This window comes from Janibacter limosus, assembly GCF_004295485.1.
Taxonomy (GTDB): Bacteria; Actinomycetota; Actinomycetes; order Actinomycetales; family Dermatophilaceae; genus Janibacter; species Janibacter limosus_A.
Genome location: NZ_CP036164.1, coordinates 3,287,498 through 3,299,376 on the forward strand (window position 1 = coordinate 3,287,498; position 11,879 = coordinate 3,299,376).

Consider the following 11,879-nt stretch of genomic DNA (forward strand, 5'->3'; position numbering starts at 1 on the left):
CACGACGCGGAGCGGGCCAGGGGTCACCCGTCGCGACGGTCCAGTCCGGGGAGGGGGCCCGAGAGCATGGCGAGGACCTGGTCGGCGAGGTCGTCGGGCGACGTCGGTCCGCTCGGGTCGTGCCACCGGTACAGGCCCGTGAGCATCGTCAGGGTCAGGTTGGCCAGGACCGTGCTGTCGGCGGCCGGTGCCAGGCGCTCACTGCGTGCGTAGTCGTCGATGAGTGCCGCAAACTGCTGGGTGATGGCGTGCGACCACGTGCGGAACCCGGCCGAGGTGGCCGCCGAGAGCTCGGTCTGCTCGCTGTACACCGTGGCGTAGTGGCCGCGCATCCGGGTGGTCAGGTCGACGTGCATGCTGACCAGCTGGCGGATCTTGTCGCGGGGTGGGTCCGCGGTCGCCAGGATGGCGCCGATGCGCTCGCTGAGCTCCCCGGTGACGAGCACGACCATCTGGTCCAGGAGCCAGGGCTTGCTCTCGACGTACTTGTAGATGGTGGGGCGGGAGACGCCGGCCTCGAGGCAGATGTCGTCGATCGTCGAGCTGCGGTAGCCCTTCCTCGCGAAGACGTGAGCAGCGGCCTCCACGACATCACTCGTCGTCGTCACTCGCTGTCTGGCCATGGCTCCTCACCCGTCGTCCGTCCGCCCGGATGCTATCCCGCGCCGATCTGTTGCTCATTACTAACTGATCAGTAAAGTTCGCCGCACCGCCAGACAAGGACGTCTCGCCACCGGATCATCACCCTGTCCGTCACCGAGCGTTTGCTCCGCCACGACAAAGGACCACGCATGATCCCCCTTCGCTCGCGCATGCTCGCCGCCACTGTCCTGAGCATCGCCGTCGCCCTCCCCGTCGCCGGCCAGGCATCCGCCGGTCCCGACGACACGCCCGGCACGGCCGGCGCCGCGACCCTGACCGGCACTCCCGAGCCGCCGCCCCGCCCCGCCTTCTACGAGCCGCCTGCCACGATCCCGAGCACGCCGGGCACGATCATCCGCAGCGAGCCGGCGACCCTCCTCCTCGACCCGCTCGGCCTCTCCTCGTCGGTGGTCACGGCCACGCGGGTCATATACTCGTCCACCGACCGCTACGGCACGCCGATCGCGGTCACCGGCACCGTCTTCGTCCCCAAGACCCCCTACGTCGGCACCTCCAGTCGACCGCTGCTCAGCTATGCGCCGGGCACACAAGGCATGGGCGACCGCTGCGCGCCCTCGCGGCAGATGTCCGACCTCGTCGAGTACGAGGGCGTCGGCCTCGCTCGCACGATCGGCCGTGGCTACGCGGTCGGGATCACGGACTACCAGGGCCTGGGCACCCCCGGCACGCACACGTACATGGACCGCAGGGCCCAGGGTGCGGCCGTGCTGGACATGGCCCGGGCGGTGCAGGACCTCGAGGGCAGCGGCATCACCGATGCCAACCCCGTGGGCATCATGGGCTACTCCCAGGGCGGGGGCGCGGCCGCGGCGGAGATGGCCGGCACCTATGCCCCCGATCTGCAGCTCAAGGGCTCGGCCGTCGGCGCCCCGCCGGCCGACCTCGCGGCGACCGTCGAGAACGCCGAGGGCGGGCTGCTGGGTGCCGCCGTGCTCTACGGCCTCCTGGGCCAGGCCCAGAGTGCAGGCATCGACCTCGACCCCCATCTCAGTGCCGAGGGGCGCGACATGGCGGCTGACGTCGAGGACCACTGCTTCCTCGAGCTGGCCGACTATGCCTTCCAGGACTCGAGCCGGTACCTGTCCGGGGGCGCGACGGTGACCGAGCTGCTCGCCACGGAGCCCTTCGAGAGCGCCGTGGCGCAGCAGCGCATCGGCAGGACGAGGCCCAGCGCGCCGGTCGTCATCAACCACTCCGTGGGCGACGAGGTGGTCCCCTACGCGGTGGGCAAGCAGCTGGGCAGCGACTGGTGCGACAAGGGGGCGCACGTCTCCTTCAACGCCGGCGTGACCCCGACGCACGTCGGTGGCTACGTGCCGCACATCGAGAAGTCGATGCTCTTCTTCGAGCAGCGCTTCGCCGGCGCCACGCCGCCGAGCACCTGCTGGGCGTTGTGACCCGATGATGGCGAAGGGGGCGCGGCCGGGTGATCCGGCCGCGCCCCCTTCGTGTGTCACCGATCGGCGGGAGGTCTACTCGACCCGCACGACGAGCGCGGGCTTGTCCGGGCTCTCGCTCTGGCCCTCGAGCTGCTCCCACATCGCGTCGATCATCGGCTGGAGCAGCAGCTGCCCGAGCTGGCGGGTCATGGTCCGGATGGTCTGCGTGGACCCGCGCCGGTCGGTGTCGGCCACGCCAGCCGCCCTGGCCCGAGCGACCTCCTCGGCGGCGAGCTCGGTCAGGCGTCGCAGGAGGTGGTCGTCGGGTCCGCTGAGGCCGAGGAGGGCTCGGCGCAGGTAGGTGACCAGATCGGGCTCGGTGGCCAGCATCGTGGCCACGGCCTCGTCGCGACCGCGCGCGACGTCCCTGGCCGAGCCCTGGACGGGCACGGAGCGGATGGCCGCGCCGAAGCGGTCGACGACGTAGGTCTCGACCTCCTCGCGCAAGCGCTCCTTGGTCCCGAAGTGGTGCACGACCAGCCCCACCGTGACCCCGGCGTCGGCGGCGACCCGGCGCATGGACGCGCCCTCGACGCCGTGCCGGGCAAAGAGCGCCAACGCCGAGTTGCGGATGCGGGCACGCGCCGTGAGGTCGTGCCGGAGTGCCTCGGTCATGGCTCGTCCCTTCGTCGTCATGAGTCAAGCACGACACACCCGCCCTGTACATTCCAGCATATTTGCTATACAAACGTACAAGGTTCGACTCGATGACGATAGGGACAGCGGATGAGCGAGCAGCTGACGGCCACCGGCCGATGGGCCGAGGACACACCCATCGGCGAGGTCCGCGACCTGGGCAGCTACGAGGTGACGGAGCGCGAGATCGTCGACTTCGCCTCTCGGTGGGACCCGCAGTTCTTCCACACCGACCCCCAGCGTGCGACCAGCGAGGGAGCCTTCGGCGGGCTCATCGCCAGCGGCATCCACACGATGGCGATCTACCAACGCCTCGAGATCACCTCCCGCACGCAGGAGTGGCACGTCATCGGGGGCACGGGCATCAAGGACCTCGTCCTGCGTCGCCCCGTCCGTCCCGGCGATGTGCTCACCGGCACCTCCGAGATCGTCGACCGTCGCCTCGAGCCGGAGCGGCGAAGGGGGCTGCTCACCTTCGCCGGGCAGCTCGTCAACCAGTCCGGCGAGCTCGTCCTGTCCCTGCAGGTCAGCGCCTACGTCCACATGCGGCCCCTCGCGACACCCGCTGACCCCACGCACCCCACCAACGACCAGGAGAAGGCATGACCACCGAGCTCGTCCACGGCCGTCCCTCGACCCACAACGACGGTTACCCCCTCAACACGACGACCCTCATGCGGCACGCGGCGCGCACCTACCCCGAGCAGGAGATCGTCTACCGCACAGCCGACGGCGGCTGGGACCGCTACTCCTACGGGGACGCCTGGGGCCGGATCACGCGTGGCGCCAACGCCCTCGAGCGCCTGGGCGTCGCCCCGGGAGACGTCGTGGGTGTCCTCGACTGGAACAGCCGGCGTCACTTCGAGCTCTACTGGGCGATCCCGGGACTCGCGGCGGTCATGCTGCAGATGAACCTTCGCCTCGGACCCGAGGACCTGGGCTACGTCACCACCCACAGCGAGGCCTCGTGGATCTGCGTCGACGAGTCGCTCCTGCCGATCGCCGAGGCGATCGCGCCGCACACCCAGGGGGTCAAGGGCTGGATCGTCATGAGCGACAAGCCGCTCGACCAGATCGAGACCTCCCTGCCGGACGTCCACCACTACGAGGACCTGCTGGCTGCCGCAGCGGACACGCGCGAGTGGGCACTCATCGCCGAGGACTCCGCCTACAGCGCCTGCTACACGACCGGGACGACCGGCCGGCCCAAGGGCATCTACTACTCGCACCGCGGCATCTACCTGCACACCCTCGCCATGGTGGCCCTGATCGGCATGAGCAGCGAGGACACGACGATGTTCATCACGCCGATGTTCCACGGGCAGTGCTGGGGCCTGCCCCAGGCGGCGGTCCAGGCGATGACGAAGATCGTCCTCCCCGGCCGCTACACGATGGAGGACACCTCGGTCCTCGTCGACGCCATGGTCGCCGAGGAGGTCACGGTCGCCAACGGCGCCCCGGCCATCTTCGGTCCGATGCTCGACTACATCAGGACGCTCGACCCCCGGCCCGACTTCAGCCGGGCCCGCCTCCTGAGCGGCGCGACCGAGCCACCGCTCAGCCTGATGAAGGGCTTCCACGAGGTGACCGGCGCCGACGTCATCCACGCCTACGGTGCGACCGAGACCACCCCGCTCGTCACGGTCAACAAGGGGCTCAAGCCCTCCCTGCGAGCGGTGCTCTCCGATGACGAGAAGTGGGACATGAAGCGTCGCCAGGGGCTCATGGCCACGGGGGTCGACTTCCGCCTCGTCGACGGCGACGGCCGGGACGTTCCCTTCGACGGGGTCAGCCAGGGCGAGGTCCTCGTGCGGGGGCCGTGGATCATCGACAGCTACCACGCCATGGACGACGACACCCGCTTCCACGACGGCTACTGGCGCAGCGGTGACGTCGGCACGATCGACGAGCACGGGTACCTCAAGCTCACCGACCGGCTCAAGGACGTCATCAAGTCCGGCGGCGAGTGGATCTCCTCGATCGACATGGAGAACCACCTGATGTCCCACCCGAGGATCCGCGAGGCCGCGGTCGTCGGCATCGCGCACCCGAAGTGGCAGGAGCGTCCCGTGGCGCTCGTCGTCAGCGACGACGGGGGAGAGGTCCCGATCGAGGACCTGCACCGGCACCTCGCCCCGCACTTCGCCAGCTGGCAGATGCCCGAGCAGGTGCTCTTCGTCGAGGAGCTGCCCCGCACGAGCGTCGGCAAGCTCGACAAGAAGGTCATCCGCGCCCAGCACGCGGACCTCTACACGGGGGAACAGCCATGAGCGGACTCATCACCGACCACGTGCCCGTGTGGCAGGACGAGGACCAGGCCGAGCTGCGCAAGCTCGCCCGCGCCTTCTTCCGGGCCGAGCTCATGCCGCACCAGGCGCGCTGGGACGAGCAGCACCGGGTCGACCGAGAGATCTGGACCAAGGTCGGCGGCGCCGGGCTCCTGCTCCTCGACGTCCCCGAGGAGTACGGCGGGGGCGGTGGCAGCTTCGGCCACGAGGCCGTCATCGCGCAGGAGCTCGCCCGTGCCCACGACACCGCTCTCGGGCACATGGTCCACAGCACGATCGTCTCCCACTATGTCCTCGCCTTCGGCAGCGAGGAGCAGAAGGCGAGGTGGCTGCCGCGTCTGGCAACGGGCGACTCGGTCATCGGCATCGCGATGACCGAGCCGGGAACCGGATCGGACCTGCAGCGGGTCCGCACGACCGCCAGGCGCGACGGCGACCACTACGTCATCAACGGGTCCAAGACCTTCATCTCCAACGCCACGCACATGGACCTGCTCGTGCTCGTCGCACGGACCGGACCCGCGGAGGGAGCCAAGGGCATCTCGCTCATCGTGCTCGAGCTTGACGACCTCCCCGGGTTCGAGCGGGGGCGTGTCCTGGACAAGATCGGGCAGCACGGTCAGGACACCCGTGAGCTGTCCTTCACCGACGTGCGGGTGCCGGTCGCCAACCTCCTCGGCGAGGAGGAGGGGCAGGGCTTCTACCAGCTGATGCAGCAGCTCCCCCGAGAGCGGCTCATCATCGGCGTGAGCGCCGTGGCCGCGGCCGAGGCGGCCCTCCTGGAGACCATCGCCTACACCAAGGAGCGATCGGCCTTCGGGCAGGCGATCTTCGACTTCCAGAACACCCGCTTCGAGCTCGCCTCGCTGACGACCAAGACCTTGGCTGCCCGCGCCTTCGTCGACGAGTGCGTCGTCAAGGCCGAGGCCGGGACGCTCGACGCGGCCACCGCGTCGATGGCCAAGCTCCTCGGGAGCGAGGTCCAGGGCGAGGTGGTCGACCGCTGCCTCCAGCTCTTCGGCGGGTACGGCTACATGACGGAGTACCCCATCGCCCGGATGTACGCAGCCGCCCGCGTGCAACGCATCTACGGGGGGGCCAGCGAGATCATGCGCGAGCTCATCGGTCGGGCGCTGTGAGCGCCACGACCTTCAGGCCAGTTCGCCCCCTGCCCACCCGCTGCACCACGCCTCCACGGAAGTAGGCCCGATCATGGCAACACTCGCAGGACAGCTCGCCCGCTCCGCCGCGTCGTACCCGACGAAGACCGCGCTGGTCTTCGAGGGGCGCGAGCTCACCTACCGTCAGCTCGACGAGGAGGTCAACCGCCACGCGCACGCCCTCACCGCCCTCGGGGTGACGAAGGGGGATCGTGTCGCGCTGATGTCCGGCAACAGCGACGGCTTCGTCATCGCGATGTATGCCGTCTTCCGACTCGGGGCGATCGTCGTCCCGGTCAACCCTCGAGCGACCTCTCCTGAGCTGCGGCACCTGCTCACCGACTCCGGCGCCTCGGTGCTCCTGCTCGGTGCCGGCATGACGCCTGCGGTCGAGGGTCTCGTCGAGCTCGACCCGATCGAGCGTGCGCCGCACGTGCTCGCCCTCGACGTGCTCGAGGGCTACCCGAGTCTGCGTGTGCAGACGGCGAGCCAGCCGTCGACGGCCCCTGACGTGGTCGTGGAGGAGTCCGACGACTGCATCATCATCTACACCTCGGGGACCACCGGGCTGGCCAAGGGGGCGCTCTTCGACCACCACCGCATGCTCTGGGTCGGTCACTCGATGGCCAGCCTGGGGACGACCGGCATGGACCGGCACCTGCACGTCGCGCCGCTCTACCACTGCGCCCAGCTCGTGCTCTTCATGCTCAACAGCATCTCGGTGGGTGCGACCAATGTCGTGCTGCCGGCCTTCGAGCCGCAGGCCGTGGCCGATGCTCTCGAGGAGCACCGGATCACGGTCTTCCTCGGTGTGCCGACGATGTACCAGCTGATGCTGCGCCTGCCGGATCTCGCCGAGCGGGACTTCTCCGCGTGGCGGTTGGGGTTCTTCGGCGCCGCCCCGATGCCGCCGCAGGCCGTCGAGCAGCTCACGGCGACCCTGCCGGCCGTCGACTTCTTCCAGCTGTGCGGCCAGACCGAGGGCGGCCCGACGGGCATCTACCTCACACCCGACGAGGTCAGGGCGCGTCCCGATGCGACCGGCCGGTGGCCGATCCCCAACTGCGAGGTCCGGGTCGTCGACGCCGACGGCCAGGACGTCGCTGCCGGCGCCGCCGGCGAGATCATCTACCGAGGCGAGACCCTGATGAAGGAGTACTGGGGTCAGCCGGAGGCCACGGCAGACACGATCCGTGACGGGTGGTTGCACAGCGGCGACATCGCCCGGGTCGACGCGGACGGCTTCATGACGATCGTCGACCGGATGAAGGACATGATCATCACCGGCGGGCGCAACGTCTACAGCGTCGAGGTCGAGAACGCGCTGGCGGGCCACCCCGACGTCGCCGACGTGGCGGTCATCGGTCACCCCGACGAGACCTTCGGCGAGCGGATCGTCGCCGTCGTCACCCCGCACGAAGGGGGTGGGGTCACCCTCGACGGCCTCCGCGAGTTCGCCTCCGCGCACGTCGCCGACTACAAGCTCCCGCGCGAGCTCATCGTCCGCGAGATCCCGCGCAACCCCTCGGGCAAGATCCTCAAGCACGTGCTGCGCGACGAGACCGTCTCCCGATGACCACGCCCATCCGGGAGGGACTCTTCCGCGAGAGCGACACCGGCCCGACGCTGCTGGCGGGTGAGTGCGCAGCATGCGGACGCACCACCTTCCCGAGCACGAGCATCTGCCTCGAGTGCGGGGGCGAGGAGGTCACCCCCTTCGCGCTCGGCGACACGGGTGAGCTGCTCTGCGCCACCGTCGTCCACATGGGCGCGGCCGGCTTCGCGCCGGGCTACAGCGTGGGCTACGTGATCATGCCCCGCGGCGTCCGGGTCTTCACCCAGATCGTCAGCACCGGCGACGAGCCGCTCCCGTCGGGCACGCGGATGCGACTGGAGATCGCGCCCCTGTGGCCGCAGGACCAGCCCGATGTCATCGGCTACAGGTTCACCCCCTGCACCCCCGAGGAGGACCTCGATGCGTGACGTCTTCGTCATCGGGACCGGTCAGAGCGACTTCGGCAAGACCCCGGAGCGCAGCGCCGCGCAGATGGGTCGTCAGGCTGCCGTCGAGGCGATCCGCGACGCGGGTCTCAGGCCCCGGGACCTGCAGACGGTCTTCTCGTCACGCGTCTTCGACGCGATGGTGACCAGCCAGACGATCATGAAGGACCTCGGGGTGGCGCGCATCGAGATGGTCAACGTGGACAACGCCTGCGCCGGAGGCTCGACCGCGGTCCGCAGCCTCTACAAGGACATCGCGGCCGGGTTCGTCGACGTCGGCATCGCCATCGGCGTCGAGTCGATGACGACGAGCCCGGTGGCTGGCAGGCTCATCCCGCCGGACAAGGACGACCTCGACGGTCAGCTCGGCCTGACCATGCCGGTCCTCTTCGGCCTGCAGGCGCGGCGCCTCATGGAGACGCACGGGGCCCGGCGCGAGGACTTCGCCCGGGTGTCGGTCAAGGCGCACGACTTCGGCGCCCTCAACCCCCGGGCGCAGTACCGCAAGCGCTTCACCATCGACGAGGTCCTCGGCTCGCGGATGATCGCCGACCCGATCACCCTGCTGCAGTGCTGCCCCAACACCGATGGTGCCGCGGCCGTGGTCCTGGCCTCTGCCGAGGTGGCGCGCGCACACGCGCAGATGCCGATCCGCATCGCGGGCTCGGCCCTGGTCTCCGGTCAGCAGGACTTCCTGCGCGAGGACATCACCTCGATGGATGCCGGTGCTCGCGCGGCGGCGGCCGCCTACGAGCAGGCGGGCGTCGCACCCTCCGACGTCGATGTCGTCGAGCTGCACGATGCCTTCGCCAGCGAGGAGATCGTCCACTACGAGGACCTGGGTCTGTGCGACCGCGGCGACGGGGTCGGCCTGCTCCGCTCTGGAGCGACTTCGCTCGGCGGTCGCATCCCGGTCAACCCCAGCGGTGGCCTGCTCTCCCTCGGGCACCCGCTGGCCGCGTCCGGTGTGCGTACCATCTGCGACATCACCAACCAGCTGAGAGGACGCTCGGGCGACGTCCAGGTGCCGGGGGCGCGCGTCGGGGTGGCGCAGATGCTTGGTGGTGTGGTCAACGGCATGGACGTCGCCGCCGCGTCCGTCCACGTCCTCACCCGCTGAGGGTCGGGCCGTGGGGCCGCCCGCCCGCCGCTGCGCGGGCGGCCTTCCCTCAGAGGGTCCGGCTGATGAGCTCCTTCATGATCTCGTTGGTGCCGCCGTAGATCTTCTGGACGCGGGCGGACGCGTACATGCGGCCGATGGGGTACTCGGTCATGAAGCCGTAGCCACCGAAGACCTGCAGGCAGCGGTCGATGATGTCGCACTGCACATCGGTGCCGTAGTACTTGGCCATCGACGCGGTGGCGGGGTCGAGCTTGCCCTGCAGGTGCAGGCCGATGCAGTGGTCGACGAGCGTGCGTGCGGCGAGCGTCTCGGTCCTGCACTCGGCGAGCTCGAAGCGCAGGTTCTGGAACTTCAGGATCGGGCGACCGAAGGCCTCGCGCTCCTTGGCGTACGCGATCGCGAGCTCGACCGCGATCTCGGCGGTGGCCACGCCCGTCAGCCCGATGATCAGGCGCTCCTGACCCAGCTGCTGCATGAGCTGGATGAAGCCCTGTCCCTCGCCCGCCTCGCCGCCGAGGATGTTGGCTGCCGGGACACGCATGTCCTCGAAGAACAGCTCCATCGTGTCCTGGTACCTCAGGCCGACCTTGTCCAGCTTGCGGCCCCGGGAGAAGCCGGGCAGGTCTGCGGTCTCGGCGACGACCAGGGAGAGGCCCTGCCCCCCTTCGCCACCGGTGCGCGTGACGATGATCAGGAGGTCGCAATGCAGACCGTTGGAGATGAAGGTCTTGGCGCCGTTGATGACGAGGTCGTCGCCGTCCCGCCGGGCGGTCGTGCGCAGCGACTGCAGGTCGGACCCGGCACCCGGCTCGGTCATCGCGATCGCGCCGACCATCTCGCCGGAGGCCATCTTGGGCAGCCAGCGCTGCTTCTGCTCCTCGGTCCCGTAGGCGAGGACGTAGTGCGCGACGATCGTGCTGTGGACCTGGTTGGCCCACCCGTCGTCGATGGCCCGGGCCTGCTCCTCGGCGACGACCGCCTCGTGCGCGAAGGTGCCGCCGCCCCCGTACTCCTCGGGGATCGAGATGCACAGCAGGCCCGCGTCGCCGGCCTTGTTCCAGAACTCACGGTCCACCGCACCCTGCGTGGTGAACCGGTCCGCGTGGGGCACGAGCTCACGCTCGAGGAAGGTGCGTGCCAGCGTGCGCACGTCATCGAGGTCATCGGACATCCACGGCGAACGGTAGGGCGTGGGCTCGAACATGTGGCTCTCCTGGCAGTCAAACGGGTGGTCTCGGAGCATGACAATACGATTGCTCATTTCCCCATGCAACTGTATGGTCGCCACCACATGAACGACTGCCATCGACGTCAGTCGGGGAACGAGGTAGCAGCACATGGCCGCACACGCATACATCTACGACGCCGTGCGGACCCCGCGCGGCAAGGGGAAGGCGTCGGGTGCACTGCACGGCACCAAGCCCGTCGACCTCGTCGTCGGGCTGATCCAGGCGCTCCGCGAGCGCAACCCCGGCCTCGACGAAGGGAGGATCGCCGACCTCGTCCTCGGGATCGTCTCGCCGGTCGGTGACCAGGGGATGGTCCTGCCACGCACCGCGGCACTGCTCGCCGGGATGCCGGACACGGTCCCGGGCCTGCAGATCAACCGCTTCTGCGGCTCAGGGCTGAGCGCCGTCAACACGGCCGCGGAGAAGGTCGCTGCCGGCTGGGAGGACGTGGTCCTCGCCGGCGGTGTCGAGTCGATGTCCCGGGTGCCGATGGGCTCCGACGGCGGCGCCTGGGCGATGGACCCGGCGACCTCGATGCGCCTGGGCTTCACCCCCCAAGGCGTCTCGATCGACCTGCTCGCGACGATCGAGGGCATCACCCGTGAGGACGTCGACGCCTACGCCGCGCGCTCGCACGAGCGGGCCGCCCACGCGTGGGACCAGGGCTGGTTCGACCGCTCGATCGTCCCGGTCCGCGACATGAACGGCCAGCTGGTCCTCGAGCGTGACGAGATCGTCCGGCCCGAGGCCACGGTCGAGTCCCTGGGGGCCCTCAAGCCCTCTTTCGCGGCGGTCGGCGCACAGGGCGGCTTCGACGCCGTGGCGCTGCAGCGCTACCCGCAGGCCGAGCGCATCGACCACATCCACACCCCCGGCAACTCCTCCGGCATCGTCGACGGGGCCGCGCTGTCGATCCTGGCCACCCGGGAGGCCGGCGAGGAGATGGGCCTGACGCCACGGGCGCGCGTCGTCGCGACCGCCACGAGCGGCGCCGACACGGTGATCATGCTGAGCGGCCCGGTGCCCGCCTCGCGCAAGGCGCTGGACATCGCCGGGCTGAGCGTGTCCGACATCGACCTCTGGGAGGTCAACGAGGCCTTCGCCGCCGTGCCGATCTGGTTCGGCCGGGAGATGGGTGTCTCGGAGGAGATCATCAACGTCAACGGCGGCGCGATCGCCATGGGGCACCCGCTCGGGGCGACCGGAGCGATGCTCATGAACACCGTGCTCGACGAGCTCGAGCGGCGCGACGAGCAGCGCGCCCTCATCACCCTCTGCATCGGCGCCGGCATGGGCGTCGCCACGATCATCGAACGCGTCTGACGGACCAGGAGCACGCC

Annotated in this window: 11 protein-coding genes; 8 read left to right on the forward strand and 3 right to left on the reverse strand. The window is 69.8% G+C overall.

What is annotated here, in order from left to right:
* Window positions 1-23: 23 nt before the first annotated feature.
* Window positions 24-623, reverse strand: coding sequence for a TetR/AcrR family transcriptional regulator (locus tag EXU32_RS15790; protein WP_130630769.1), 600 nt, complete (start codon window positions 621-623; stop codon window positions 24-26).
* Window positions 624-791: 168 nt separating this feature from the next.
* On the opposite strand from EXU32_RS15790, the gene EXU32_RS15795 reads away from it, so the two are divergent.
* Window positions 792-2,060 (forward strand): lipase family protein, encoded by a 1,269-nt coding sequence (locus EXU32_RS15795; RefSeq protein ID WP_130630770.1) that lies wholly within the window; start codon window positions 792-794, stop codon window positions 2,058-2,060.
* A 75-nt stretch (window positions 2,061-2,135) separates the two neighbouring features.
* On the opposite strand, the gene EXU32_RS15800 is transcribed toward EXU32_RS15795, so the two are convergent.
* Window positions 2,136-2,717 (reverse strand): TetR/AcrR family transcriptional regulator, encoded by a 582-nt coding sequence (locus EXU32_RS15800; RefSeq protein WP_207233827.1) that lies wholly within the window; start codon window positions 2,715-2,717, stop codon window positions 2,136-2,138.
* 111 nt (window positions 2,718-2,828) lie between these two features.
* Between EXU32_RS15800 and EXU32_RS15805 the strand changes: the two genes are divergently transcribed.
* From EXU32_RS15805 to EXU32_RS15830, 6 genes are all read left to right on the forward strand, one after another.
* Window positions 2,829-3,344 carry a MaoC/PaaZ C-terminal domain-containing protein gene (locus EXU32_RS15805; protein ID WP_130630772.1) on the forward strand — a complete coding sequence of 172 codons (516 nt, stop codon included), beginning with the start codon at window positions 2,829-2,831 and terminating at the stop codon, window positions 3,342-3,344.
* Window positions 3,341-5,008 carry a long-chain-fatty-acid--CoA ligase gene (locus EXU32_RS15810; RefSeq protein WP_130630773.1) on the forward strand — a complete coding sequence of 556 codons (1,668 nt, stop codon included), beginning with the start codon at window positions 3,341-3,343 and terminating at the stop codon, window positions 5,006-5,008. Before EXU32_RS15805 ends, EXU32_RS15810 begins: the two co-directional genes overlap by 4 nt.
* Window positions 5,005-6,165 carry an acyl-CoA dehydrogenase family protein gene (locus tag EXU32_RS15815; RefSeq protein WP_130630774.1) on the forward strand — a complete coding sequence of 387 codons (1,161 nt, stop codon included), beginning with the start codon at window positions 5,005-5,007 and terminating at the stop codon, window positions 6,163-6,165. Before EXU32_RS15810 ends, EXU32_RS15815 begins: the two co-directional genes overlap by 4 nt.
* A gap of 73 nt (window positions 6,166-6,238) precedes the next feature.
* Complete coding sequence (locus EXU32_RS15820) at window positions 6,239-7,762, forward strand: class I adenylate-forming enzyme family protein (RefSeq protein WP_130630775.1); 1,524 nt, start codon at window positions 6,239-6,241, stop codon at window positions 7,760-7,762.
* On the forward strand, window positions 7,759-8,169 hold the full coding sequence (locus tag EXU32_RS15825; RefSeq protein ID WP_130630776.1) for a Zn-ribbon domain-containing OB-fold protein: 411 nt from the start codon (window positions 7,759-7,761) through the stop codon (window positions 8,167-8,169). The genes EXU32_RS15820 and EXU32_RS15825 overlap by 4 nt, the downstream gene beginning before the upstream one ends.
* Window positions 8,162-9,307 (forward strand): thiolase family protein, encoded by a 1,146-nt coding sequence (locus tag EXU32_RS15830; RefSeq protein ID WP_165399710.1) that lies wholly within the window; start codon window positions 8,162-8,164, stop codon window positions 9,305-9,307. The genes EXU32_RS15825 and EXU32_RS15830 overlap by 8 nt, the downstream gene beginning before the upstream one ends.
* A gap of 49 nt (window positions 9,308-9,356) precedes the next feature.
* On the opposite strand, the gene EXU32_RS15835 is transcribed toward EXU32_RS15830, so the two are convergent.
* Window positions 9,357-10,514 (reverse strand): acyl-CoA dehydrogenase family protein, encoded by a 1,158-nt coding sequence (locus EXU32_RS15835; protein ID WP_130630778.1) that lies wholly within the window; start codon window positions 10,512-10,514, stop codon window positions 9,357-9,359.
* Window positions 10,515-10,647: 133 nt separating this feature from the next.
* On the opposite strand from EXU32_RS15835, the gene EXU32_RS15840 reads away from it, so the two are divergent.
* Window positions 10,648-11,862: an acetyl-CoA C-acetyltransferase gene (locus EXU32_RS15840; protein ID WP_130630779.1), complete on the forward strand. Its 1,215-nt coding sequence runs from the start codon at window positions 10,648-10,650 to the stop codon at window positions 11,860-11,862.
* Window positions 11,863-11,879: the final 17 nt, after the last annotated feature.

Bases quoted from the DNA above. Each gene is read 5' to 3' on its own strand.
- EXU32_RS15825 (WP_130630776.1), top strand. From the start codon at position 7,759: ATGACCACGCCCATCCGGGAGGGACTCTTCCGCGAGAGCGACACCGGC.
- EXU32_RS15835 (WP_130630778.1), bottom strand. From the start codon at position 10,514: ATGTTCGAGCCCACGCCCTACCGTTCGCCGTGGATGTCCGATGACCTC.
- EXU32_RS15815 (WP_130630774.1), top strand. From the start codon at position 5,005: ATGAGCGGACTCATCACCGACCACGTGCCCGTGTGGCAGGACGAGGAC.
- EXU32_RS15830 (WP_165399710.1), top strand. From the start codon at position 8,162: ATGCGTGACGTCTTCGTCATCGGGACCGGTCAGAGCGACTTCGGCAAG.
- EXU32_RS15790 (WP_130630769.1), bottom strand. From the start codon at position 623: ATGGCCAGACAGCGAGTGACGACGACGAGTGATGTCGTGGAGGCCGCT.
- EXU32_RS15820 (WP_130630775.1), top strand. From the start codon at position 6,239: ATGGCAACACTCGCAGGACAGCTCGCCCGCTCCGCCGCGTCGTACCCG.
- EXU32_RS15795 (WP_130630770.1), top strand. From the start codon at position 792: ATGATCCCCCTTCGCTCGCGCATGCTCGCCGCCACTGTCCTGAGCATC.
- EXU32_RS15840 (WP_130630779.1), top strand. From the start codon at position 10,648: ATGGCCGCACACGCATACATCTACGACGCCGTGCGGACCCCGCGCGGC.
- EXU32_RS15805 (WP_130630772.1), top strand. From the start codon at position 2,829: ATGAGCGAGCAGCTGACGGCCACCGGCCGATGGGCCGAGGACACACCC.
- EXU32_RS15810 (WP_130630773.1), top strand. From the start codon at position 3,341: ATGACCACCGAGCTCGTCCACGGCCGTCCCTCGACCCACAACGACGGT.
- EXU32_RS15800 (WP_207233827.1), bottom strand. From the start codon at position 2,717: ATGACCGAGGCACTCCGGCACGACCTCACGGCGCGTGCCCGCATCCGC.